Origin of the sequence: Mesorhizobium sp. M0676 (genome assembly GCF_040320535.1) — a bacterium.
In the GTDB taxonomy this organism is placed as follows: domain Bacteria; phylum Pseudomonadota; class Alphaproteobacteria; order Rhizobiales; family Rhizobiaceae; genus Mesorhizobium.
On record NZ_JAMYPU010000029.1, the window covers coordinates 36,542 to 60,998 of the forward strand.

The 24,457-nt window shown below is 63.6% G+C and carries 21 protein-coding genes; 12 read left to right on the plus strand and 9 right to left on the minus strand.

Annotated features, from left to right (window positions below; all coding sequences use genetic code 11):
• Positions 1-3 precede the first annotated feature (3 nt).
• Together NKI35_RS25575 and NKI35_RS25580 are read right to left on the minus strand one after the other, a co-directional pair.
• The gene (locus NKI35_RS25575; RefSeq protein ID WP_352741757.1) at positions 4-2,262 is read right to left on the minus strand and encodes a TonB-dependent receptor; all 2,259 of its coding nucleotides are present in this window, start codon (positions 2,260-2,262) and stop codon (positions 4-6) included.
• Between the two features lie 224 nt (positions 2,263-2,486).
• Positions 2,487-4,670: a primosomal protein N' gene (locus tag NKI35_RS25580; protein WP_352444810.1), complete on the minus strand. Its 2,184-nt coding sequence runs from the start codon at positions 4,668-4,670 to the stop codon at positions 2,487-2,489.
• 90 nt (positions 4,671-4,760) lie between these two features.
• On the opposite strand from NKI35_RS25580, the gene fsa reads away from it, so the two are divergent.
• Positions 4,761-5,417, plus strand: a complete 657-nt coding sequence (gene fsa / locus NKI35_RS25585; RefSeq protein WP_023688874.1) for a fructose-6-phosphate aldolase — start codon at positions 4,761-4,763, stop codon at positions 5,415-5,417.
• Between the two features lie 89 nt (positions 5,418-5,506).
• Here fsa and NKI35_RS25590 read toward each other — a convergent pair whose 3' ends face one another.
• Both NKI35_RS25590 and leuS read right to left on the minus strand, forming a co-directional pair.
• Positions 5,507-6,103 carry an LPS assembly lipoprotein LptE gene (locus NKI35_RS25590; protein ID WP_023831794.1) on the minus strand — a complete coding sequence of 199 codons (597 nt, stop codon included), beginning with the start codon at positions 6,101-6,103 and terminating at the stop codon, positions 5,507-5,509.
• On the minus strand, positions 6,090-8,732 hold the full coding sequence (gene leuS / locus NKI35_RS25595; RefSeq protein WP_023747323.1) for a leucine--tRNA ligase: 2,643 nt from the start codon (positions 8,730-8,732) through the stop codon (positions 6,090-6,092). The genes NKI35_RS25590 and leuS overlap by 14 nt, the downstream gene beginning before the upstream one ends.
• Before the next feature lie 148 nt (positions 8,733-8,880).
• On the opposite strand from leuS, the gene NKI35_RS25600 reads away from it, so the two are divergent.
• From NKI35_RS25600 to NKI35_RS25615, 4 genes are all read left to right on the plus strand, one after another.
• Positions 8,881-9,543 (plus strand): YggS family pyridoxal phosphate-dependent enzyme, encoded by a 663-nt coding sequence (locus tag NKI35_RS25600; RefSeq protein ID WP_023745345.1) that lies wholly within the window; start codon positions 8,881-8,883, stop codon positions 9,541-9,543.
• A gap of 89 nt (positions 9,544-9,632) precedes the next feature.
• Positions 9,633-9,887 carry a type II toxin-antitoxin system Phd/YefM family antitoxin gene (locus NKI35_RS25605; protein WP_023684084.1) on the plus strand — a complete coding sequence of 85 codons (255 nt, stop codon included), beginning with the start codon at positions 9,633-9,635 and terminating at the stop codon, positions 9,885-9,887.
• A complete protein-coding gene (locus NKI35_RS25610; RefSeq protein ID WP_023747324.1) occupies positions 9,887-10,288 on the plus strand; it encodes a type II toxin-antitoxin system VapC family toxin in 402 nt (133 codons plus the stop codon). The genes NKI35_RS25605 and NKI35_RS25610 overlap by 1 nt, the downstream gene beginning before the upstream one ends.
• 134 nt (positions 10,289-10,422) lie before the next feature.
• Positions 10,423-11,472, plus strand: a complete 1,050-nt coding sequence (locus tag NKI35_RS25615) for an aldo/keto reductase (protein ID WP_023747325.1) — start codon at positions 10,423-10,425, stop codon at positions 11,470-11,472.
• A 51-nt stretch (positions 11,473-11,523) separates the two neighbouring features.
• On the opposite strand, the gene NKI35_RS25620 is transcribed toward NKI35_RS25615, so the two are convergent.
• Complete coding sequence (locus tag NKI35_RS25620; protein WP_023747326.1) at positions 11,524-12,432, minus strand: LysR family transcriptional regulator; 909 nt, start codon at positions 12,430-12,432, stop codon at positions 11,524-11,526.
• Positions 12,433-12,558: 126 nt separating this feature from the next.
• On the opposite strand from NKI35_RS25620, the gene NKI35_RS25625 reads away from it, so the two are divergent.
• Positions 12,559-13,740 carry an MFS transporter gene (locus tag NKI35_RS25625; RefSeq protein WP_352741758.1) on the plus strand — a complete coding sequence of 394 codons (1,182 nt, stop codon included), beginning with the start codon at positions 12,559-12,561 and terminating at the stop codon, positions 13,738-13,740.
• 43 nt (positions 13,741-13,783) lie between these two features.
• Positions 13,784-14,818, plus strand: coding sequence for an aldo/keto reductase (locus NKI35_RS25630; RefSeq protein WP_023747327.1), 1,035 nt, complete (start codon positions 13,784-13,786; stop codon positions 14,816-14,818).
• A gap of 59 nt (positions 14,819-14,877) precedes the next feature.
• Here NKI35_RS25630 and NKI35_RS25635 read toward each other — a convergent pair whose 3' ends face one another.
• On the minus strand, positions 14,878-15,150 hold the full coding sequence (locus NKI35_RS25635; protein ID WP_023668649.1) for an usg protein: 273 nt from the start codon (positions 15,148-15,150) through the stop codon (positions 14,878-14,880).
• Between the two features lie 305 nt (positions 15,151-15,455).
• Here NKI35_RS25635 and acs point away from each other — a divergent pair, with 305 nt between their 5' ends.
• Both acs and NKI35_RS25645 read left to right on the plus strand, forming a co-directional pair.
• Positions 15,456-17,411 (plus strand): acetate--CoA ligase, encoded by a 1,956-nt coding sequence (gene acs / locus NKI35_RS25640; RefSeq protein ID WP_352741759.1) that lies wholly within the window; start codon positions 15,456-15,458, stop codon positions 17,409-17,411.
• A gap of 6 nt (positions 17,412-17,417) precedes the next feature.
• On the plus strand, positions 17,418-18,158 hold the full coding sequence (locus NKI35_RS25645; protein WP_352741760.1) for an MOSC domain-containing protein: 741 nt from the start codon (positions 17,418-17,420) through the stop codon (positions 18,156-18,158).
• 66 nt (positions 18,159-18,224) lie between these two features.
• On the opposite strand, the gene NKI35_RS25650 is transcribed toward NKI35_RS25645, so the two are convergent.
• Positions 18,225-19,493 carry a class I SAM-dependent methyltransferase gene (locus NKI35_RS25650; RefSeq protein WP_352741761.1) on the minus strand — a complete coding sequence of 423 codons (1,269 nt, stop codon included), beginning with the start codon at positions 19,491-19,493 and terminating at the stop codon, positions 18,225-18,227.
• A gap of 387 nt (positions 19,494-19,880) precedes the next feature.
• The gene (locus tag NKI35_RS25655) at positions 19,881-20,750 is read right to left on the minus strand and encodes a transglutaminase-like domain-containing protein (RefSeq protein ID WP_023700201.1); all 870 of its coding nucleotides are present in this window, start codon (positions 20,748-20,750) and stop codon (positions 19,881-19,883) included.
• Positions 20,751-20,930: 180 nt separating this feature from the next.
• Between NKI35_RS25655 and NKI35_RS25660 the strand changes: the two genes are divergently transcribed.
• Complete coding sequence (locus tag NKI35_RS25660; RefSeq protein WP_023684076.1) at positions 20,931-21,596, plus strand: HAD-IA family hydrolase; 666 nt, start codon at positions 20,931-20,933, stop codon at positions 21,594-21,596.
• Positions 21,597-21,735: 139 nt separating this feature from the next.
• Here the strand turns inward: NKI35_RS25660 and NKI35_RS25665 are convergent, their stop codons facing one another.
• Positions 21,736-21,942, minus strand: a complete 207-nt coding sequence (locus NKI35_RS25665) for a DUF1674 domain-containing protein (RefSeq protein ID WP_023688862.1) — start codon at positions 21,940-21,942, stop codon at positions 21,736-21,738.
• A gap of 105 nt (positions 21,943-22,047) precedes the next feature.
• Between NKI35_RS25665 and htpX the strand changes: the two genes are divergently transcribed.
• Positions 22,048-23,073: a zinc metalloprotease HtpX gene (gene htpX / locus NKI35_RS25670; RefSeq protein ID WP_352741762.1), complete on the plus strand. Its 1,026-nt coding sequence runs from the start codon at positions 22,048-22,050 to the stop codon at positions 23,071-23,073.
• A complete protein-coding gene (locus NKI35_RS25675) occupies positions 23,064-24,449 on the plus strand; it encodes an RsmB/NOP family class I SAM-dependent RNA methyltransferase (protein WP_502897172.1) in 1,386 nt (461 codons plus the stop codon). The genes htpX and NKI35_RS25675 overlap by 10 nt, the downstream gene beginning before the upstream one ends.
• The last annotated feature ends 8 nt before the right edge of the window (positions 24,450-24,457 follow it).

Consider the following 24,457-nt stretch of genomic DNA (forward strand, 5'->3'; position numbering starts at 1 on the left):
CCCTCAGAATGTGATCTGGTAGGACAACGCAACCGAACGTCCCAGACCCGGAACGTCGGCGCCGCGGGTCGCCGATGCGGAAGGGTTGATGTAGTAGGTGTCGAACACATTGCGCACGGCAAGGTTCAGCACGCTTTCATTGCCGAACTTCTTCGAGACGGCGAGATTGACCAGAGCCGCACCGTCCAGTTCCTGGGTGGCGATGCGGTCGCGCCCGGAGAACAGCTCCAGCTCGCTGCGCAGGGTCAGCTCGTTCTCGAAATGGGTCGTGAGATAGACCAGGCCTTTGTAGGTCGAGGGAATGCGGTTGTTGGGCAGATATTCGTTGGCTTCGATGTGGCCGTCGCGATCCGCATCGTATTTGCCTTCGACATAGCCGACAGATCCGCCCAGCGTGAACATGCCGCTGAGGTCTGCCTCCAGATTGGCTTCGACGCCCCAGATGCGTTCCTTCTGCTGCGATACCCGGTTGTTGACGATGTCGTAGCTGACGCCGTTGTCCGAGGTCGACAGATAGGTGCTGACGCCGCCGCGATAGTCGCCCCAGTCGCCGCGCAGGCCGGCTTCCCATGTGTTCACAAGCTGGGGCTCGGGCGCGATATCGGCATAGCTGATCGCATAGTCCGGCGCGTTGGTGCAGGGCAGCAGCGGCCTGATGGCGGTGCCGTAAGCGTCGCAGGTCTCTGCGTTGGAGTTCAACCCAGCGCGGCGGGTGAAGCCGCCAATGTCGGTGAGGCTGTAGCCTTGCGAGAAATTGCCGAAAAGCTGCATCCTTTCGGTCAGGTCATAGACGGCGCCGGCGTTGAAGGTGACGGCGTCGTAGTCGAACGAGCCGCCGGTCACCCGGATCGCCGGCAGGCCTATGATGTTGCGGCCAAGCAGGACCGCGGCGGCAGGCCGGGTGAAGTCCTCAACGTTGAGATAGAACTGGTCGTAGCGCGCGCCGCCGCTGATGCGAAAGCGATCCGTCACCGGAATTTCGCCCTGCGCAAACAAGGCGACCGAGTTCTGGGTCGTGGGCGAGATGGCGTCCTGGCCATTGGTCAACTGCTGATCGGTGGCGTCGAAGACATAGTCGGCGCCCCAGGTCAGCGTGCTGCCCTGGGCGATAAAGTCCATCGGCGTGTTGACGGTCAGATTGACGCCGCTGCGCCGCGATTGCAGCGCCGTCTGGTTGAAGTCGGCGGTCGGGTCCGTGCCCGGCGGCAGGATCACCGGCCGCGTCGGGTTCGTCGGTAAATACACCTGGCTGTTGACGGCCGAGAATTTGGTAAAGGGCGACTGCTTGAAGATGTCGTTGTAGAACGCCTTGACCTCGAGGTTTCCGAGCGCGAAGTCGCTGTCGGTGTATTTGGCGGTCAGATATTTCGAACCTTCCTTCAGCGGCTTGCCTTCATAGGGATCGCCGAAATCCGGGGAGACGGGATTGGTCGTGTAATCGGTGAACCAGTCCGGCTTCTGGTTGGCATAGGTCCAGTCGACGCTGGCCTCGAAGCGCCTGGAATCGAACTGGTAGCCGGCCACGCCGAAGAGATTGCCCGTGCCGGTGCGGTCGCCGCCGCCTTGCCCAAGCATGGCGTCGGAAGCCATCTCGTTGCCGTGGCCGTCATAGGTGCGGCGCGACAGATCACCGGACGCCGAGAAGAAATAGTCGAAATCGCCTTTCTTGCCCTCGACCGAGACACTGGTGCTTGGCCCGGCCGACTTGCCGGGGTTTTCGGTGAAGGCGGTGACGCCGGTGCGCACCGTCACCTTCGGCTTGTCGCTGTCGCCGCGCTTGGTGATGAAGTTGATCGTGCCGCCGGTGGCGCCGGCGCCATAAAGGCTGGACGCGCCATTGATGACTTCGATGCGCTCGACCGAATTCAGGTCGATCATCGACAGGATGCGTGAGACGTCCCGCAGCGGTGTGTTGCGCGGCACACCGTCGACCATGATGAGAACGCTGCGCCCGCGGAAGGTTTCCGAAGCGCCGGAAACGGTCTGGTTGCGTGGCGCGTAGCCGGGGACGATGCGGCTGATCAGGGTCGCGGCGTCGATATTTTCCTGCGCGGCTTCCTCGACCTGTTGCCGTTCCACGACCTGGACAGACTGGGCAACGCTGGAAATGGACCTTTCATTGCGGCCGGTGACCAGGATCTGGTCGAGCACCGTGGCTTCCTGCTTGCCTGTCGGGGCGGCTTCCTGGGCAAATGCCACGCCTGCCAGGATCGACCAACCCAAAGCCGATGACCAAAGAAGTGAACTGTAAAATCTGCGCATGCTGCCCCCATCCATGCCCTGGTCCCTAGTGCCAGAGCGGAAAGGCCCAGTTATAATTTATGACAAAAGGAGTCAACATTTATTTTATGAGTTCTTTGATCAGGATTGTTCCGCAACGGACGGGGCTGTGCATATGAGCAGAACGTATTTTAGCGGGCGCTAAGATGTTGAGCTTTCTTGACAAAACGGCATAGGGCAGCCGGCGGCGTCGTCAGCCTTTGTGCTTACAAGAAGCTCTGCGGATCGATGTCGACCTGCACGCGAACCGAGCCGCGCTGCTTCGGCCCTTCGGCCAGCATGGTGCGGATGAAGCCTTGGATGTCGGCGCGCTTTTCACCCTGGATCAGCAAGCGGAAACGATGGCGCCCACCAAGCAGCGACAGCGGCGCCTCGGCCGGGCCGAGCACGAACAGGTCGCTGGCCTGGGGTGCTGCACGGCGCAGGCCGCGCGCGTGGCCTTCGGCCTCGGCCCGCGTCACCGCACTGACGATGACGCCGGCAAGCCTGCCGAAGGGCGGCAGGGCTGCCCGTTCGCGCTCAGTGATCTCGCGTTCGTAAAAGGCCTCGGCATCGCCCGAGACGATCGCCCGCATCACCGGATGGTCCGGCTGGAAAGTCTGCAGCAGGCCGAGGCTCTTCTTGCCGGTGCGGCCGGCGCGTCCAGTCACCTGGCTGAGCAATTGGAAGGTCCGTTCGGCGGCGCGCGGATCGCCATTGGCGAGGCCGAGATCGGCATCGACGACACCGACCAGCGTCATGCTGGGAAAGTTATGGCCCTTGGCGACCAGCTGCGTGCCTATGACGATGTCGGCCTCGCCATTGGCAATGGCCTCAAGCTCCAGACGCAGCCGTCGCACTCCACCCATCAAATCGGACGACAGGACGATCGTGCGCGCGTCGGGGAAATGCGCCACGACTTCTTCAGCTATCCGCTCGACGCCAGGCCCGCAGGCGACCAGATGGTCGAGCGTGCCGCATTCCGGACAAGCCTCCGGCCGCTTCTCATTGTGCCCGCAATGATGGCAGACGAGTTGGCCGCGAAAGCGGTGCTCAACCAGCCAGGCCGAACAGACCGGGCAGCCGAAGCGGTGGCCGCAGACACGGCACAGCGTCAGCGGCGCATAGCCGCGCCGGTTGAGGAACAGCAGCGACTGCTCCTTCTTCTCCAGCGTACGCTGCATCTGGTCGATCAGCAGCGGCGACAGAAAGCCGCCGCGGGCCGGCGGCGCGCGCCGCATGTCGATCGTCTTGAGATCGGGAAGCGCGGCTTCGGCAAAGCGCGCCGACAGCACCGCCCTGCTGTAGCGGCCCTGCTGCGCATTGACCCGGCTTTCGACCGATGGCGTCGCCGACGCCAGCACCACCGGGAAGCCGCTGATATGGCCGCGCACCACCGCCATGTCGCGGGCATTGTAGAAGACACGGTCCTCCTGCTTGTAGGCAGGGTCGTGCTCCTCGTCGACGACGATCAGCCCGAGCTCGCGGAACGGCAGGAACAGCGCCGAGCGTGCGCCGGCGACGACGCGCACGCCGCCTTCCGCCACCTGTCGCCAGACCTTTTCGCGCATTCGGGGCGGCAGGTCGGAATGCCATTCCGCCGGCTTGGCGCCGAAGCGCTGCTGAAAGCGTTCGAGGAAGGCATGCGTCAGCGCGATCTCCGGCAAAAGGATCAACACCTGCTTGCCCTGGTCGAGGGCTGCCGCCACCGCCTCGAAATAAACTTCCGTCTTGCCTGAACCGGTGACGCCGTCGAGCAGCGTGACGTTGAAAGCAGCGGCCGTGACATTGGCGCGCAGCATGGCGGCCGCGTCTGCCTGGTCCGGCATCAGCTCCGGCATGGCGTAGGAAGGATCGGGCGCGGCGACCACCGGTCGAGGCGGGATCATCACCGTCTCGAACACGCCTTGCGCCTTGAGCCCCTCGACCACCGTCGACGACACGCCCGCCGCGTGCGCCAGGCCGGATCGCGTCCAGGCAAGCCCCCCTTCCGCCGTCTCCAGCACGCGCGTCCTGGCATCCGTCATCCGGTCGGGCATGACGAGGGTCCGCTGCAGGCCCTCTATCCATGGTTCGGGATCGAACGCCTCCGGCGCGCGCAACAGCATGCGCGCCACCACGCCGGGCGGCGACAGCGTGTACTGCGCCAGCCAGTCGACAAAGCGGCGCATGCCGCGGTCGATCGGCGGGCAGTCGAAGACCTGTTCGATCGGGCGCAGCTTTTTGGCGTCGATATTCTCGACCGCACCATCCCAGACGATGCCGGCAACCTGGCGCGGACCGAGCGGCACGCGCACGATCGAGCCCGGCACCACGCGCATGCCGGCGGGCACAGCGTAGGTGTAGGGCCGTTCGGCGGGCATCGGCACCAGCACCGGCGCGGCTGCGACAAAGGGCGAATCTTCGATCATCGGGCGTGACCTTGCCCCGACTTTGGTCTAGATCAAAGGGCAACCCCGAATGTGCATGGCATGCACATGGAAATCTTTCAGGAGACCCCCATGAAATTTTTTGTCGACACCGCTGACATCAAGGACATCAAGGAACTGAACGACCTGGGGCTGCTCGACGGCGTGACCACCAATCCCTCGCTGATCCTGAAATCCGGCGGCAAGATCGCCGAGGTCACCAAGCAGATCTGCGACATCGTCAAGGGCCCGGTTTCGGCCGAGGTCGTTGCGGTCGAATACAAGGACATGATGGCCGAGGCCAACATCCTGGCCAAGATCGCCGACAATGTCTGCATCAAGGTGCCGCTGACGCTCGATGGCCTGCGCGCCTGCAAGACGATCCGCACCGAGATGAACCGCATGGTCAATGTAACGCTGTGCTTCTCGGCCAACCAGGCGCTGCTGGCGGCCAAGGCCGGCGCCTCGTTCATCTCGCCCTTCGTCGGCCGCGTCGACGATACCGGCGCGGACGGCATGGAACTGATCCAGGAGATCCGGCAGATCTACGACAATTACGATTTCGACACCGAGATCCTCGTCGCTTCGGTTCGCACCGTGAACCACGTCAAGCAGGCAGCCCTGATCGGCGCCGATGTCGTTACCGCGCCGGCCGCGACGCTGAAGGCGCTGGTCAAGCACCCGTTGACCGACAAGGGCCTGGATCAGTTCGCTGCCGACTGGGCCAAGACCGGCCAGAAGATCGGCTGAGATCGGTTCGATACAAACGAAAAAAGGCCGGGAAACCGGCCTTTTTGTTGCGGACTGCTAAAAGTCTAGTTGGCAGCGCCAGGGAATGCTCAGGCCTTCTTGCCGTGCCTGACCAAGTCCTGGGCGACCGACAGGCTCACCATTTCAGCCAGTTCACGCGCGGCGCGGTTCTCGGCGTCGAGCTGTGCCCGGTAGGAGGCGAACTCCTGCGTCGGCTTGTCGAAGGATGATGGGATCGACCGTTTGCCGGTTGCGATCACCACGCCGGTCCTGGCATCGGTCAGCACATAGTTTGCGGTCAGCGTCACCGTGCCTGCCGTCGGCTCGTCTTCGTCGGTCTGGATCTGCACCACCGCGGCCGATTCGACCAGTTCGGTGACGCCGAGATCGAGCATGTAGACCGGCGCCGGCGGCTCGCCGGCGCCTTGGCCAAAGGCAAAGATCAGATTGTTGCGGACCTGCTGGGCGTAGCGTGTCTTGACCGGCTTGACCGCGATCGACGCCAGTTCCGCCGAAGCGCTGACCGTGGAACCGGCGCTCAGCGGCGCGCTGGAATAGAGCGGCCTCACCGTGCAGGCCGAAACCAGCGCCACCGAGGCGACCATGCCGTACAGCGCTGCGCGGCGCAGCAATAGCGTCGTCTTTTCCAGATCAGGCCCCATCCTTCTGAAGTCAAGCAACGACATTGACGATCCTCTGCGGCACGATGATCACCTTGCGGGGTGCCTTACCTTCCAGCGCTTTGTGCACGAAGTCGAGAGCCAGAACCGCTTTTTCGACCGCACCTTGGTCCGCGTCGCGGGCAATTGTCAAATCGCCGCGCTTCTTGCCGTTGACCTGAACTGGGAGCACGATCTCGTTGTCGACCACCAGTGCCGGATCGTAGACAGGCCAAGGCCGTTCGGCGACCAGATCGGTGCCGCCGAGCGTGTGCCAGCACTCTTCGGCAAGATGCGGCATGACCGGCGCGACCACATGCACAAGGATCTCCACCGCCTCGCGGCAGGCGCCTTTCAGCGCCGCGTCGGTCTTGCCCTCGGCGACGTCGTTGAGCGGCGTTGTCAACGCATTGGCCAGTTCGTAGATGCGGGCGATGGCGCGGTTGAAGCCGAGCTTCTCGATATCCTCGCCGATGGCCTTCAGGATCTTGTGCGCGGCCTTGGAAACGGCGCCGGCCTCGCCCTCCAGCGCCGCGTGCGGCTTGACACCGTCAAGCGTCTCGGCGGCGATCGACACCAGGCGCCAGACGCGCTGGATGAAGCGATGTGCGCCGGCGGCGCCATCGTCCGTCCATTCGACGTCGCGCTCGGGCGGCGAATCCGACAGCATGAACCAGCGTGCGGTGTCGGCGCCGTAGCCGTCGGTGATGTCTTCCGGGCTTACCGTATTCTTCTTCGACTTCGACATCTTTTCGAGTGAGCCGATCGCCGCCTCTTCGCCGGTGGCGATCTCGATGGCGCGGCGCTTGCCGCCGACATCCTCGATCCTGACCTCAGCCGGCGACAGCCAGCGGCCATTGTTCGACGCACCGCCGACGCGGTAGGTCTCATGCACCACCATGCCTTGCGTGAACAGGCCCTTGAACGGCTCGGCCAGGTCGAGATGCCCGGTCGCGCGCATGGCGCGGGTGAAGAAGCGCGAATAGAGCAGATGGAGGATCGCGTGCTCGATGCCGCCAATATACTGGTCGACGGCCAGCCAGTCATCGGCAGCCTTCGGCTCCGTCGGCTCATTGGCCCAGGGCGCTGTAAAGCGCGCGAAATACCAGGACGAATCGACGAACGTGTCCATCGTGTCGGTCTCGCGGCGCGCATCCTTGCCGCATTGCGGACACTTCACATGCCGCCAGGTCGGGTGGCGGTCGAGCGGATTGCCGGGACGGTCGAACTCGATGTCGTCGGGCAGCTTGACCGGCAGGTCGGCTTTCGGCACCGGAACCACGCCGCAATCCTCGCAATGGATCATGGGGATCGGACAGCCCCAGTAGCGCTGGCGCGAAATGCCCCAGTCGCGCAAGCGGAAGTTCACCTTGCGCTCCGCCATTGGCCGCCCCCCTATGGTTTTCTGCTCCAGGAGCTTTGCCACCTCGTCGAACGCCTGCTCCGGCCTCATGCCGTCGAGGAAACGCGAATTGATCATCACGCCGTCATCGACATAGGCGTCTTCCGTGACCTGGAAGGTTTTGGCGTCGGCATCTTCCGGCATCACCACCGGGATCACCGGCAGGCCGTATCTGTTGGCGAAATCGAGGTCGCGCTGGTCGCCCGACGGGCAGCCGAATATGGCGCCGGTGCCGTATTCCATCAAAACGAAATTCGCGACGTAGACCGGCAGGGTCCACGAGTCGTCGAACGGATGCACGACGCGGATGCCGGTGTCGAAACCTTTCTTCTCGGCCGTCTCCAGTGCGGCCACCGACGTGCCCATATGTCTGATTTCTTCGATGAACTTGGCCAGTTCGACATTGCTCTCGGCGGCCTTCCTGGCCAGCGGATGATCGGCGGCGACCGCCATGAAGGAGGCGCCGAAAATGGTGTCGGGCCTGGTCGTGTAGACTTCCAGCTCGCTCGTGTCGCCACCAATCTTGCTAGAACTTGGCTCTGCCAGCGGCCAGCGGATCAGCAGCCCTTCCGAGCGGCCGATCCAGTTCTGCTGCATCAGCTTGACCTTTTCCGGCCACTCGCCGAGACCGTTCAGCGAATCCAGCAAGTCCTGCGCGTAATCGGTGATCTTGAAGAACCACTGCGTCAACTCACGCTGTTCGACCAGCGCGCCCGAGCGCCAGCCGCGCCCGTCGATGACCTGCTCGTTGGCGAGCACCGTCATATCCTCCGGGTCCCAGTTGACCTTGGAGGATTTGCGCGTCACCAGCCCCTTTTCGACGAAGTCGAGGAACAGCATCTGCTGGCGGTGGTAATAGTCGACGTCGCAGGTGGCGAACTCGCGCGCCCAGTCCAGCGACAGGCCCATCATCTTGAGCTGCTCGCGCATGGCGGCGATGTTGGCGTAGGTCCATTCCTTGGGATGGACCTTGTTCTGCATCGCCGCGTTTTCGGCCGGCATGCCGAAAGCGTCCCAGCCCATCGGGTGCAGCACGTTGAAACCCTTGGCCCGCTTGTAGCGCGCCACCACGTCGCCCATCGTGTAGTTGCGGGTGTGGCCGATATGGATCTTCCCCGAGGGATAGGGGAACATCTCCAGCACGTAGTATTTCGGCTTCGGATCGTCGTTATGCGCTTCGAACAGCTTCTTTTCGGCCCAGGCCTTCTGCCATTTGGGCTCTGACGCGCGCGGATTGTATCGTTCGGTTGCCATCGGATGATTTTCACTTAAAAGCAGGCGCAGACCGCCGGACAAGGCCCGGTGGCCGAGGTAAATGTCGTCGCGGTGTTCACCATGGATTGCCGGACCCGTCAACTGCGGCGAGCCGGCCAAGACGATTAAAGACAGGCAGGATATGGGCATGGCCAGCGCCGTCGAACAGTTTTTCGCCGTCAAGACGAGGATCGCTGCCGCCGAGCGCGAGGCCGGCCGTGACGCCGGTTCGGTGACGCTGGTTGCGGTGTCGAAGACTTTTGAGACCGACGTCATCCGCCCGGTCATCGAGGCTGGCCAGCGCGTCTTCGGCGAAAACCGCGTGCAGGAAGCGCAAGGCAAATGGCCGGCCTTGAAAGCGGAATTCCCTAATATCGAACTGCATCTGATCGGCCCGCTGCAGTCGAACAAGGCGAGGGAAGCCGTCGCTCTCGCCGACGTCATCGAGACCGTCGACCGCGAAAAGCTCGCCGCCGAACTCGCCAAGGAAATCGTGCGCCAGGGCCGCACGCCGAAACTCTACGTCCAGGTCAATACCGGCTCGGAGCCGCAAAAGGCCGGCATCGAGCCGCGCGACGCCGTCGCCTTCGTCGCCCGCTGCCGCGATGTCCATGGCCTCGCCATCGAAGGCCTGATGTGCATCCCGCCGGCCGACGAAAACCCCGGCCCGCATTTCGCCTTGCTGGAAAAGCTCGGCAAAGAGGCCGGGGTCGCAAAACTGTCGATGGGCATGTCCGGCGACTTCGAGACCGCCATAGCCTTCGGCGCCACCAGCGTCCGCGTCGGCTCGGCGATTTTCGGCGGCCGATAAACCTCGGTGATCTCGCCGCCCTAACAGTAGCATTGTTGCTGCATCGCTGCAGCGATGCTATATCTAGCCAAGCTAGCTAGGTACCTTCCATGAACTGGCATCTGCAGGACGCAAAAAACAATCTCTCGAAGCTGGTTCAGCAGGCTCGTGAAAAGGGCCCGCAGACCATCACCTTGCGTGGAAAGCCCGCTGCTGTCGTGTTGGCCGCTGAAGAATACGAAAGGCTCGTCGGCTCTAAGCCCTCACTTGCGGAATACCTTCTTTCCGGTCCCGAATGGGACGACGACTTCGTCGAAGAGGTCAATCGCCGCTCCAAGGGGCCCGGCCGAGACGTGGACCTCTGATGTTTCTTCTGGACACGAACGTCGTGTCGGATGCGCGAAAGCGAGGGGGGCCAGTGGCGGACTGGATAATCAAGCAAGAGCGCCAGTCTCTGTTCCTAAGCGTCATCACGCTCGGTGAAATCGCACGCGGAATCGAAATGAAGCGGCGAAACGACCCCGACACTGCAAACCATTTAGCAGCGTGGTTCCACGGTCTGCGCCACAGCTACGAAAACCGAATTCTCGGCATAGACGAGAACATCGCTGCCCAATGGGGTCGCATCTCCGCGATCCGCACGCGCGGCGACGCAGATGGGCTTATAGCCGCGACGGCGCTCTTCCACGATCTCATACTGGTCACACGCAACGTCGCCGATTTCGACGATACTGCCGTCACAATGTTCAACCCTTGGGAAGCCTGACCCGCCTGTGTTGATCCGGTGTTGGGTCGGCTGCAGGTTGAGCCAGAGCCGGCCCATCATTGTACCACCACTGGAAACGAAACGCACCGTTCCTATTTGCTTGGCGTCATCACCAATCTGCTGGAGCCGCCACCATGCGCTACAATCAACTCGGAAATACGGGGATGTTCGTCTCCGAACTGTGCCTCGGCACCATGACCTTCGGCGCCGCCGGCGAGAATGCCCAATGGGGCCTGATCGCCAGCCTCGACCAGAAGGGCGTCAACGACATCGTTGCCCGTTCCATCGCCGCCGGCGTCAATTTCTTCGACACGGCCGACGTCTATTCATTCGGCCAGTCCGAACGCCTGCTTGGCCAGTCGCTCAAGGATCTTGGCGTCAAACGCTCGGACGTCGTCATTGCCACCAAGGTGCATGGCGCCATGGGCCAGGGCCCGAACGAGCGCGGCTCTTCGCGCGGCCACATCATGGATTCGGTCGAGGGCAGCCTGGAGCGGCTGCAGCTAGACCATATCGATCTCTACCAGCTGCACGGCACCGACACCGTGACGCCAGTCGACGAGACGCTGCGGGCGCTCGACGATCTCGTTGCCAGCGGTAAGGTCCGCTATGTCGGCGTCTCCAACTGGGCGGCCTGGCGCATCGCCAAGGCGCTGGGCGTTGCCGAGCGCAAGGGATTTTCCCGCTTCGAGACCATCCAGTCCTATTACTCGATCGCCGGCCGCGACCTCGAGCGCGAGATCGTGCCGCTCATCAACGAGGAAAAGCTCGGCCTGATGGTCTGGTCGCCAATGGCCGGCGGCCTGCTGTCGGGCAAATACGGCCCCGGCGCGCCCGGCAATGGCGAAGGCCGCCGCGCCGCCTTCAACTTCCCGCCGGTCGATGAGGACCGCGCCTGGGCGGCTGTCGCCGCGATGCGCGAGATCGCCCAGAAGCACGGCGTCAGCGTCGCCACGGTGGCGCTCGGCTATGTCCTGGCCAAACCTTTCGTCATGAGCGTCATCATCGGCGCCAGCCGCATGGAGCAGCTCGAGCAGAACCTTGCCGCGGCCGAGGTGAAGCTCGACGCCGATGATCTCGCCAGACTGGATGAGGTCAGTGCGCTGCCGGCCGAATATCCCGGCTGGATGCTGGAGCGTCAGGGCGCCGGTCGCCGCCCGGCGCCGTTCACCCCGAAGAAATAGTCATCGCTGTCGCCTGATGCTTGGGGGGTCATCTGGCTCCCCAACGTCTTTTCAGCTCATCCGCACGCTCTCGACCAGAAAGTCGAGAAACGCCCGCACCCGTGCGGGCAAATGCCGGCCCTGGCCGACATAGACGGCGTGGGTAGGCTCCTCGTCGCCCGGATTGAAATCCTCCAGCAGCGCCGTCAGCCGCCCCGCCGCGATGTCATCGGCCACATGCCAGTGTGCCAGCCGGGCGATGCCGGCGCCGCCGACCGCCATCAACCGCATCGACTCGCCATCGCCGACCAGCGTGTTTCCCACGATGGGAACCGTGATGGCATTGTCAGCTGCGTCGACAAACTGCCAGCCATCGACATGCCGGACAAAGCCGAAAGCCATGCGATTGTGCCGGTCGAGATCTGCTGGAACCAGCGGCGTGCCATGCGTCTTGAGATAGGACGGTGCGGCAACGACTGTCATCCGGCTTTGCCCGAGCTTGCGCGCCACCAGCCGCGACTCGCCGAGCGGCCCGGCGCGGATGGCGACGTCGGCACGTTCAGCCATCAGATCGATGACGCTGTCGGTAAGCACCAGATCGACCGAAATCCCGGGGTAGCGTTCGAGGAAATCAGGCAGCAACGGGATCAGCCGATGCACCCCGAAGGGCACATAGGAGTTGACGCGCAGCCGTCCGCGCGGCGCGGCACCCACGGCCGCCTCGCGCTCGGCCGCCGCCATATCGGCCAGGATGCGCACCCCGCTATCATAGAACGCCGTCCCTTCCGGCGTCAGCTGCAGCTTGCGCGTCGAGCGGGTGACCAGCCGCGCGCCGAGCCTTGCCTCCAGTCGCGCGATCAGCTTGCTCACCGCCGACGGTGTCATACGCAGCGAACGAGCCGCAGCCGAGAAGCTGCTCGCCTCGACGACGCGGACGAACACTTCGATCTCGCCGGAACGGTTGATATCGGGTCTGGCCATTTGTGAATCTATTTCACAGGAGATATGCCCAAGGCAAGTCTGGTTCACAAGGCATGCCAACACGATCTCTGCGGTCGGGGCGCGGGTCTGGACAGCGCGCTCATCGAGTTCGAACTGGAAACCGCCATGCCTCTTGCTCTCTACGCCCTCGCTGCCGGAGCCTTCGGCATCGGTGTCACCGAATTCGTCATCATGGGGCTGCTGATCGATGTCAGCAAAGATCTCGGAGTCTCGATCTCGGCCGCCGGCCAGTTGATTTCGGGCTACGCGTTGGGCGTCGTCATCGGCGCGCCGCTTTTGACCATCGCCACCGGCAACTGGCCCCGCAAGACCGTCCTTCTGGCCCTTATGGCGATCTTCACGCTCGGCAACCTCGCCTGTGCGATCGCCCCCGGCTACTGGACGCTGATGGGCGCCCGCATCATCACCGCCTTTGCCCATGGCACTTTCTTTGGCGTCGGCTCGGTGGTCGCCACCGGCCTGGTCGCGCCCAACAAGAAAGCCTCGGCGATCGCGCTGATGTTCACCGGCCTGACTATCGCCAACATCCTCGGCGTGCCCTTCGGCACCTGGCTCGGCCAGACCTTCGGCTGGCGCGCCACCTTCTGGGCGGTAACCCTGGTCGGCTTGGCAGCCTTTGCCGTCATCCTGCTTCTGGTGCCGCGCAGCAAGGAAGCGCCCGAGAAGACCAATCTGCGCGCCGACCTCGCCGTGCTGCGCCGCACGCCGGTGCTGCTCGGCCTCGCCACCACCGTGCTCGGCTATGCCGGCGTCTTCGCCGTCTTCACCTACATCGCCCCGCTGCTCACCGAGATCAGCGGCTTCAGGGAGGCCGCGGTGTCGCCGATCCTGCTCGTCTTCGGCGGTGGCCTCCTCGCCGGCAATCTGCTTGGCGGCAAGGTCGCCGACCGCTGGTTGGTGCCGGCGGTGCTCGGCAGCCTCGTGGTGCTGGCGTTGGTGCTGGCCACAATGACCTTCGCCGTCCACAGCCAAATCCTGGCCGTCATCTATGTCGGCCTGCTTGGTGCCGCCGCCTTCGCCACCGTGGCGCCGCTGCAGATGTGGGTGCTGGAAAAGGCGCAAGGCGCGGGCCAGAGCCTCGCCTCGTCCTTCAACATCGCCGCCTTCAACCTCGGCAATGCCGCCGGCGCTTGGCTTGGCGGCGCGGTGATTGCCCATGGCCTCGGCCTCGGCTCACTAACCTGGATCGCCGCTTTGCTGCCGGTCGCGGCTCTTGGCGTCGCTGCCCTGGCGCTGCGCCTCGATCGCGCCCCCACAATCGGGGCGCCGGTCTGCGCCCAGTCATGAGCATCACGCGCAATCCTTCTTCGACATCATCAAGGAGCATAAAATGGATTATCGACGTCTCGGCGCATCGGGCCTGAAAGTGCCCGCACTCTCTTTCGGCGCCGGCACTTTCGGCGGCTCCGGGCCGCTGTTCGGGGCCTGGGGCAACAGCGACGCCAAGGAAGCGCGGCGGCTGATCGACATCTGCCTCGAGGCCGGCGTCAATCTGTTCGACACCGCCGATGTCTATTCGAACGGCGCCTCTGAGGAAGTGCTTGGCGAAGCCATCAAAGGCCGCCGCGACGCGGTGCTGATCTCGACCAAGACTTCGCTGCCGATGGGCGACAGACCGGCCGACTACGGCTCGTCGCGCTCGCGGCTGATCAAAGCCGTCGACGCCGCCCTGAAGCGCATGGGCACCGATTACATCGACCTGTTGCAGCTGCACGCCTTCGATGCCGGCACGCCGATCGAGGAGGTGTTGTCGACGATGGACGACCTCGTGCGCGCCGGCAAGCTGCGCTATGTCGGCGTCTCCAACTTCTCCGGCTGGCAGGTGATGAAATCGCTGGCGGAAGCTGACAAGCATGCTTATCCGCGCTACGCCGCGCATCAGGTCTACTACTCGCTGGTCGGTCGCGACTATGAATGGGAGCTGATGCCGCTCGGTATCGACCAGGGCATCGGCGCGCTGGTGTGGAGCCCGCTCGGCTGGGGCCGCCTGACCGGCAAGATCCGCCGCGGCCAGCCCCTGCCGGAAAAGAGCCGGCTGCACGACACCGCCGATTTCGGCCCGCCGGTCGCGGACGAACATCTCTACCGGGTCATGGACGCGCTTGATGCGATGGCTGAAGAGACCGGCAAGACCGTGCCGCAGATCGCCATCAACTGGCTCTTGCAGCGCCCGACCGTGTCCTCGGTCATCATCGGCGCCCGCAACGAGGAACAGCTGCGCCAGAACCTCGGCGCCGTCAGCTGGGCGTTGACGCCGGAGCAGGTCAAAAAGCTCGACAAGGCAAGCGAAGTGACCGCGCCCTACCCGTACTTCCCCTATCACCGCCAGGAAGGTTTCGCCCGGCTGAACCCGCCTGCGGTGTGATCGCCGACGTTGAAGCTGCCAATCTCCCCCCTCGCGGGGGAGATCAGCTATACTGCCGCTCAGTGCAGCACGAACTCCCCATCCACCTTCCGCCATTCGTTCGGCGCGATCAGCTTCTGGTGCGTGTAGCTGATCGAATGCAGCGGCCCGTCGAGCCTGGCCTTCCAGAACTCGATGAACTTGATCAGCACCGGAAACTTCGGCGCCAGATCGTAATCCTGCCAGATGAAGCTCTGCAGCAGATGCGGGTGGTCGGGAAAATGGTACAGAATCTTGGCCGTGGTCAGGCCGTACCCCTTGAGCATCAGGTCCATTTCGGAATGATCGCGCATGACAGCCCCTTGGCCTAGTTGATTCTCCATTCCTCCCAACACTGAATTGTGCGCGCCGTTCCTTAACTGTCTATGATTTTCCTGATCCCAGTCGGGTTTTATGCACGAAAACATGCAGTTAGCAGCGACCGCTGCCGAGTGCTGATACAACCGAAACGGGAGCTGCGGCATCCCGCCACGCGAATCCAACGTCTAATGTTGCCGTCAGCGCGGAACTGTTAATAATGCCGCCGAATTCGCGGCTGCGTCGCCGTGATCCTGGCTGTGGTCAAGCCGGCGGGGTGGTTTGGGAGGAAAGTGAAGACATGTCCGAGGTTAAGATCCACCGCGTCCAGCCGGCGTGGAAGAAGAACGCGCTGATCGACAACGACACCTACCTCAAATGGTATAACGACAGCGTGAAGAATCCGGACAAGTTCTGGGGCAAGCACGGCAAGCGCATCGACTGGTTCAAGCCGTTCAGCAAGGTCAAGAACACCTCCTTCGAGGGCAAGGTCTCGATCAAATGGTTCGAGGACGGCGAAACTAACGTCTCCTACAACTGCATCGACCGCCATTTGAAGAAGCGCGGCAACCAGACCGCCATCATCTGGGAAGGCGACAATCCCTACGACGACAAGAAGGTCACCTACAACGAACTTTACGAGCATGTCTGCCGGCTCGCCAATGTGATGAAGAAGCACGGCGTCAGGAAGGGCGACCGCGTCACCATCTACATGCCGATGATCCCGGAAGCCGCATACGCGATGCTGGCTTGCACCCGCATCGGCGCCATCCACTCGATCGTCTTTGGCGGCTTTTCACCGGACGCGCTGGCCGGCCGCATCGATGACTGCAAGTCGACCTTCGTCATCACCGCCGATGAGGGCCTGCGCGGCGGCAAGCCGATCCCGCTGAAGGAAAACACCGACAGAGCGATCGAAATCGCCGCCAAGGCCGGCACCAAGGTCGAAAAAGTGGTCGTCGTTCGCCGCACCGGCGGCAAGACCGGCTGGGTCCAGGGACGCGACATCTGGTACCATGACGAGATCGCCACGGTGAAAGGCGACTGCAAGCCGGAGAAGATGAAGGCCGAGGATCCGCTGTTCATCCTCTATACCTCAGGCTCGACCGGCAAGCCGAAGGGCGTGCTGCACACCACCGCCGGCTATCTCGTCTATGTCTCGATGACCCACCAATATGTCTTCGACTACCATGATGGCGATATCTACTGGTGCACCGCCGATGTCGGTTGGGTCACCGGCCACAGCTATATCGTCTATGGCCCGCTCGCCAACGGCGCCACCACGCTGATGTTCGAGGGCGTGCCGAACTACCCCTCGCAGTCGCGCTTCTGGGAAGTCATCGACAAGCACAAGGTCAACATCTTCTACACCGCGCCGACGGCACTGCGCTCGCTGATGGGCGCCGGCGACGAACCGGTGAAGAAGACCTCGCGCAAGTCGCTGCGCGTGCTGGGCTCGGTCGGCGAACCGATCAATCCGGAAGCCTGGGAGTGGTATTTCAACATCGTCGGCAACGGCAAGGTGCCGATCGTCGACACATGGTGGCAGACCGAGACCGGCGGCATCCTGATCACGCCGCTGCCCGGCGCCACCGACCTCAAGGCCGGTTCGGCGACGCGGCCCTTCTTCGGCATCAAACCGCAACTGGTCGACGGCGAAGGCAAGGTGCTGGAAGGGGCGGCCGACGGCAATCTCTGCATCGCCGATTCCTGGCCCGGCCAGATGCGCACGGTCTATGGCGATCACGACCGCTTCGTGCAGACCTATTTCTCCACCTACAAGGGCAAATACTTCACCGGAGACGGCTGTCGCCGCGACGCCGACGGCTATTACTGGATCACCGGCCGCGTCGACGACGTCATCAACGTTTCCGGCCACCGCATGGGAACGGCCGAGGTCGAATCGGCGCTCGTCAGCCACGAGAAAGTGTCGGAAGCAGCTGTCGTCGGCTATCCCCACGACATCAAGGGCCAGGGCATCTACAGCTACGTTACCTTGATGAAAGGCGTGGAGCCGAGCGAGGAACTGCGCAAGGAGCTCGTGGCCCATGTCCGCAAGGAGATCGGCGCCATCGCCTCGCCCGACAAGCTGCAGTTCGCGCCCGGACTGCCGAAAACCCGCTCCGGCAAGATCATGCGCCGTATCCTGCGCAAGATCGCCGAGGACGATTTTTCCGCGCTCGGCGATACCTCGACACTGGCCGATCCGGCCGTGGTCGATGATCTGATCGCCAACCGCCAGAACAAGAAGGGCTGAAGGGATTTGACGGCTGCACTGGGCGCAGTCACGGAGCTCTGGCGTTACCCCGCAAGTTCGCTTGCCGGCGAACGCCAGGACGCCATTTCGGTCGGCCTTGAAACCATCGACGGCGACCGGCTGTTCGGCCTTGTCGATGTCTCGGACAATGAGATCGCGCGGCCCGACCGCGACGCCAAGTGGCACAAGGTGCCGCGCATCCGCACCCGGCTCACCAACCATCGCGAGCTGGAGATCGCCGTTCCCGGCGGCGACTGGCTGGCAGTGCCGGGTGTGGAATGCGACCAAGCCATCTCGGCCTATCTCGGCTTCGCCGCCTCGATCCGGCCGTTCAGCCAGGACAACGCCCCCGGCTACACCGGCCCGCTCACCGCGGCGCGCTACCGCAAAGCGCCGATCCATCTCTTGACCACCGCATCGCTGGCGCGGCTAAAGGCGCTGCACCCCGAAGGCATTCCCGATCCGCGCCGCTTCCGCCCCAACATTGTCGTCGACATGGCGGCGGTCGAAAGCTCGTTTCCCGAGACCGAATGGATTGGCCGCAAGCTTGCCATCGGCGACCTGCTGGTGACCGTCTCGGAGCCGTGCCGCCGCTGCGGCTTCACCATCATCAGCCAGGACGGCTTCGACCACGATCCCGGCATCCTGCGCAATCTGGTCCGCCACAACGCCCATAATCTCGGCGTCTATTGCACTGTGGACAGGCCTGCCCGCGTCGAGATCGGCGCGCCGATGCGGTTCGTGTAGGCCTCTACCGCGAGGCAGCGAATCGCAGACCTTGGAAAGCGTGGGGTTCGGCCCCGAATCCTATCCCTACCGATACAGATCCGCCCGTGTCGGCGGCAGCCCGCTCGGGCCGCGTGCGCGTTTGGTGACGACGGTCTGAAAAATCTGCGCCGAGGCGCGCTCGAAGGTGATCGAGCAGCCGGTGAGATAAAGCAGCCACAGCCGTGCCTTGGCCTCGCCGACTTCGGCGACCGCCTCGTCGAAGCGAGCCTGCAGCCGCTCGGCCCACAGCCGGCAGGTGCGCGCATAGTGCTCGCGCAGATTCTCGACGTCGTAGACCAGGAAGCCATGCGCCTCCAGATTGCCCAGCGTCATGCCGATCGTGTCGAGTTCCCCGCCGGGGAAAATGTATTTGAGCAGCGCCTTGAACTCCGGCCCCTTGCGCAAGGTTTTCTTCAAGTCGCCCTTGCTGCGCCTGGTGATGGCGTGGTGCAGATAGATGCCGCCGGGCTTCAGCAAGCGATGGATGGTCTTGAAATAGGTGGCGTGGTTGGCGAGGCCGAGATGCTCGAACATGCCGATCGACGATATCTTGTCGAAGGAGCCTTTGAGCTCCGTATAGGATTTGATTTCGATGGTGATGCGGTCCTGCAGCCCTTCGGCGCGGATGCGCTCGCGGGCGAGATCGGTCTGCGCCTGCGACAGCGACACGCCATGGCCGACGACGCCGTAATTTTTGGCCGCATGGATCAGCATGGCGCCCCAGCCGCAGCCGATGTCGAGCAGCTTTTCGCCCGATTTCAGCCTGAGCTTGCGGCAGATATGGTCGAGCTTGTCGGCCTGCGCTTGGTCGATGCCATCGGCGAAATCCTTAAAGTAGCCGCAGCTGTAGACCATGCGCTCGTCGAGGAAGAGCCGGTAAAAGGCATTCGAAATGTCGTAGTGATGCTGGATCGCCTCCTGGCTCGACCCGCTGACATAGGGGTTGCGACCCGACAGATCGGTGCGTGCACTCATCTGCTTGCGTGACAGGAGCACCGCCGGCAGGTCGCGCAGGATCGCCAGCTTCGGCAGCGACTTGAGCTTGGTCCTGAGCTTGCCTTGCGACGGCAGTGCATAAAAATCGAAAATCGTCCCGTCTTCGATGTCTATCGTCTTGGAAATCCACATCTCGATCAGCGTCGACAGTGATGGCCGCTTCACCACCTGCCAGACGATGTCCTGGTCGTTGATGGTGAGCACGGGCCCGGTGGCGGGACCGATCCGCTCGCCGGTCCACAGCTTGACCGCAAAACCCGGGTTCAGCGTTTCGATCACCGTTCGCACGATGCGCGCGGCCTTCTCGGCTGCCTCCATGGCCATCCTCCCGAGTCCTGACAATCCACCTTGCATGGATTTTGCCCGCCCTCGCGGCTCTTCGCAACCCGGCGCAAAAGGCGGCTCGCCGGCTATTTCAAATCGGCATCTTGTTTTTTGCTGCAACGCACCCCATCATCTGTACGTGTTCAACAAATCGAAAGGAGGTGATCCGATGTCGAGTGATTTCGTTTTCCAGAACGTGGCCTCAGCGGATTGCACTTTCGGGAAGCAGTCTTCCCGTTAAGGCGCGATAAGCGCGGCGGGTGACCTCGGTCGCCGCCATTGGCCGCGCCACGGACGGAAACACGGAAGGCCGCCGGCTTCGTCAAGAAGCGGCGGCCTTTTCCATTTCCGGATTGTGTGTCGAAGCGGATCAGAATCCGGTCACGCCAGCATCCGCGCGCTCACCGTCTTGTCGACGCCGTGATAGGGCGGGTTGAACAGATTGCCTTCCTGCTCATAGGTCCAGACCTTGAACAGCGAAAGTTGGTGCGGGCCGAAGCTGTGCAGCAGCGGGACATCCGTGGCATCACGACCGCGCGCGATGACGACGCGGCCTATCCTCGGACGATTATGACGCGGGTCGAACGTGTACCATTTGCCGTCGAGGAACACTTCCATCCAGGCCGAAAAATCCATCGGCGCCGGGTCGGCCGGTACGCCGATGTCGCCGAGATAACCGTTCACATAGCGGGCCGGGATGTTCATGCAGCGGCAGAGCGTGATCGCCAGATGGGCGAAGTCGCGGCATACACCAACCTGCTCCTCATGCGCCTGGGCTGCGGTGCGGGTCGACCGCGCATAGCCATAGCCGAAGGACAGCCGGTTGTGGACGTAGTCGACGATCGCCTGCACCCGCGCCCAGCCGGAGGGAACATGGCCGAAAAGCTGCCAGGCCAGACTGCTCAGATGATCGGTCTCGCAATAGCGGCTGCCGAGGAGGTAGCCGAGTACATCGTCCGGCAGTTCCGCCACCGGCACTTCCCTGGCCAGCGTGTTGACCGCGTCAGGCTCGCCGCTGTCCTCGACGGCTGCGTCATAGAGAATGCGGAAACTGCCGGCGGGTACGGTGAAGCGGCGGCAGGTATTGCCGAACAGATCGTGATAGACCTTGCTCGGCACTGAAGGCGACGTTAGCACGCGCGTCTGCCGTTTGATGTCGGCCTGACGATCCCTGTGGATATCAAGCAGCGAGATGACCGGCGTGGCGCCGACGCATTCAATGGCGATTTCGTAGCCGAGCCGGATCAGCACAATGATTGCCCCTTCGATCCCGTGGAAAACAGTATGCTCAAAACGCCAAAGGCGGGACCATGGTTCCCTGGAACTATCGAAAAGGCTCTCCCGCGGCTTCCCAGGCAGGCGTGGCGACGTTACGGTCGAACGACATGTTTCGACCCTCCCGAAACGATCCCTAACCCCGTGGAAAATCTGATGTTTGCAGGCAGAAAATTCGCCGCGTTCCTGTTCGATATGGATGGCACGGTGCTCAATTCGATCGCCTCGGCCGAGCGCGTCTGGGCGGCGTGGGCGCTTAAGCACGGTCTCGACGTCGAAGCCTTCCTGCCGACGATCCATGGCGTGCGGGCGGTCGAGACCATCACCAGGCTGGCGCTTCCCGGCGTCGACCCTGTTCATGAGGCGTTTGTGCTGTTGCAGGCCGAGTCGGACGATGTCGAAGGCGTGCTGCCGATCGCCGGCGCCGTGCCGTTCCTCAACGCTTTGCCGCCAGAGCGCTGGGCGATCGTCACCTCGGCGCCGCGCCCGTTGGCGCTGCTGCGCATGCGGGCCGCCGGCATCCCGGTTCCCGCCTTGGTGGTCGCGGCCGAGGATGTGTCTCACGGCAAACCGGCGCCCGACTGTTTCCTGCTGGCGGCAAAACGGCTCGGCGTCGATATCGGCGACTGTCTGGTCTTCGAGGACGCACCGGCCGGTATCGCGGCGGCGGAAGCAGCGGGCGCGTCGGTGATGGTGATCAGCGCCACTCACCAGCATCCAATGACGACTCAGCACAACTCGATTGGCGGCTACGAAACCGTCTCCATCGCCATCGATGACAGCGGCTGGATGACGCTGGGGGCACAGCGCAGCGCGGCCTGAGGAACTGGAGGACTGGAGGACTGGAGGACTGGAGGACTGGAGGACTGGAGGACTGGAGGACTGGAGCACTGGAGAACTGCTATGCGCCTTTTTCTTCAACTCTTCAGTTCAGTTCCCCAGTTCTTCCGTTCCTGAACCCCTAGAAATCGCTAGCCAGTCCCTTCACTTCCCAGTCGCCGTAGCGGCCGGGTTCCTTGCCGCCGCGGCCGCCGATTTCCTTCGGCAACGCAGCTTCCTTCTGGCGATACGCTTCACGGCGCGCCTCGGCTTCAGCCAGCGCCCGGCTGGCCGCCGGCGTCAGGTCCTTCTCCCGGTCGGCATCGGCTTTGCTGGGTTGGTCGGTCATGCGATAGTCCGAGCGGATTGAAACGAAGGGCGGCGTTTCCCATCATATAGCCATGAGTTCACCCCGATCGACCTTTTTTTGCCACGGCCGCACAGGGAGCAGACAATGAGCACGCTACGCACCACCATGCTCCTGGCCGCGATGACGGCGCTGTTCATGGGCGTCGGCTTTCTGATCGGCGGCACCGGCGGCATGATGATCGCCTTCCTGGTCGCCGCGGGCACCAATCTGTTCAGCTACTGGAATGCCGACAAGATGGTGCTGTCGATGAACCACGCCGTCGAGGTCAACGCGAAGAACGCGCCCGAATTCCACGCCATCGTCGAGGCGCTGGCCAAGCAGGCCGGCCTGCCGATGCCCAAGACCTATCTGATCGAAAATCCGCAGCCGAACGCCTTCGCCACCGGCCGCAATCCCGAGAACGCCGCGGTCGCGGCCTCGACCGGGCTGCTGGAGCGCCTTTCGCATGAGGAGGTGGCGGCAGTCATGGCGCATGAGCTGGCCCACATCCAGCATCGCGACACGCTGACCATGACCATTGTCGCGACACTCGCCGGCGCCATCTCGATGCTCGGCAATTTCGCCTTCTTCTTCGGCGGCAGCCGCGACAACAACAACCCGTTCGGCTTTGTCGGCGTGCTGGTGGCGATGCTTGTCGCGCCCTTCGCCGCCATGATCGTGCAGATGGCGGTCAGCCGCACGCGCGAATACGAGGCCGACCGGCGCGGCGCCGAAATCGTTGGAAATCCGCTTTGGCTGGCATCAGCGCTTGACAAGATCGCCCGCGGCGCCGAACGCATCCGCAACCCGGATGCCGAACGCAATCCCGCGACCGCGCATCTCTTCATCATCAATCCCCTTCACGGCGAGCGCATGGACAGCCTGTTTTCGACCCACCCGAACACCGACAACCGCATCGCCGCGCTGCAGGCGATGGCGCGCGACATGGCAGGCCGCCAGCCGGCGCCGCGCCAGGCGCCGACGCCAGAGCAAACAGAAGAATTCCCGGCCGATGTCGAGCAAGGCCCGTGGGGCAAGGCAGCACAACCCACGCCGCCGACCAAACCGGCCAAGCCGAAAGCCAATCCGTGGGGCCGCAACCCGACCGGACCCAAAGGTCCGTGGTCGTGAGCGGCGCCAGACCCCGGCCCGCACATTCAGGCGTTCGCGAAAACAGCTCGGACGAATTCGTCGCCGGCCTCGCCGCGCGCAAGGCAGCGGCGCGGCTGCTGGCCGCCGTTATCGACGCCAAGACGCCGCTCGACGGGCTGACCGACCACGAGAACGGCCACCCGCAATACAAGGTGCTCGACCTGCGCGACCGCGGCCTGGTGCGCGCCATACTGGTGACCGCGCTGCGATACCGCATGACCATTGCCGGGCTCCTCGCCCGCCGCCTTGAAAAGCCGCTGCCGCCCAACGCCACAGCGCTGTCGCACATCCTGCATGTTGCGGCGGCGCAGATCCTGTTCCTCGAGATCCCCGACAGCGCCGCCGTCGATTTGGCTGTGACCCACGCCAAGTCGGACCCACGCACGCAGCGCTTTTCCGGCCTCGTCAACGGCGTGCTGCGCACTTTGGTGCGCGCCAAGGAAACCGAACTGCCGGCAGCTCTTGCCGCCACCGATGAGGCGCCAAAATGGTTCTCCGATCGCCTGAAAGCTGCCTATGGCCCTGAGATGACCAGACAGATCCTGGCGGCGCATCGCGTTGAGGCGCCGGTGGATTTCACGGTCAAGGCCGATCCCGAACTGTGGGCCGAAAAGCTCGGCGGCATCGTGCTGCCGACCGGCACGGTGCGAGTGGAAAAGCTCAGCGCCTCCGTCACCGAACTGCCGGGCTTCAGCGAAGGCGCATGGTGGGTCCAGGACGCCGCCGCCAGTTTTCCGGCGCGGCTGTTCGGCGATGTCAAAGGATTACGCGTCGCCGACCTCTGCGCCGCCCCCGGCGGCAAGACCGCTCAGCTGATCCTTGCCGGCGCCAAAGTCACCGCCGTGGACACCTCGAAGAACCGGCTGGCGCGGCTGACGCAGAACCTCGAACGACTCGGGCTGTCCGCCGAGATCGTGCAGGCCGATCTGCTGAAATACCAGCCGGCGGAGCTTTTCGACGCCGTCCTGCTCGACGCGCCCTGCTCTTCCACAGGCACGGTTCGGCGCCACCCCGACGTGCCATGGACCAAGACGGCAGCCGACGTCGAAAAGCTAGCCGATCTGCAAGCAAAGCTGCTCGCCCGCGCCGTCACTTTGGTCAAACCGGGCGGTCGGATTGTTTTTTCCAACTGTTCGCTGGACCCGATCGAAGGCGAGGATCTGTATCGCGTCTTTCTGGCCGGCAACAAAACCGTCGCCGACGATCCACTGCAGCCCGGCGAAATCGCCGGCATCGACGCCTTCCTGACCCAGCAAGGCACGCTGCGCACCACACCCGCCGATCTTGACCGTGGTTCGCCAGGGGGTTCCGGCCTGGACGGCTTCTTTGCCGCCCGCATGCGACGTCTGGCCTGACTCCGACG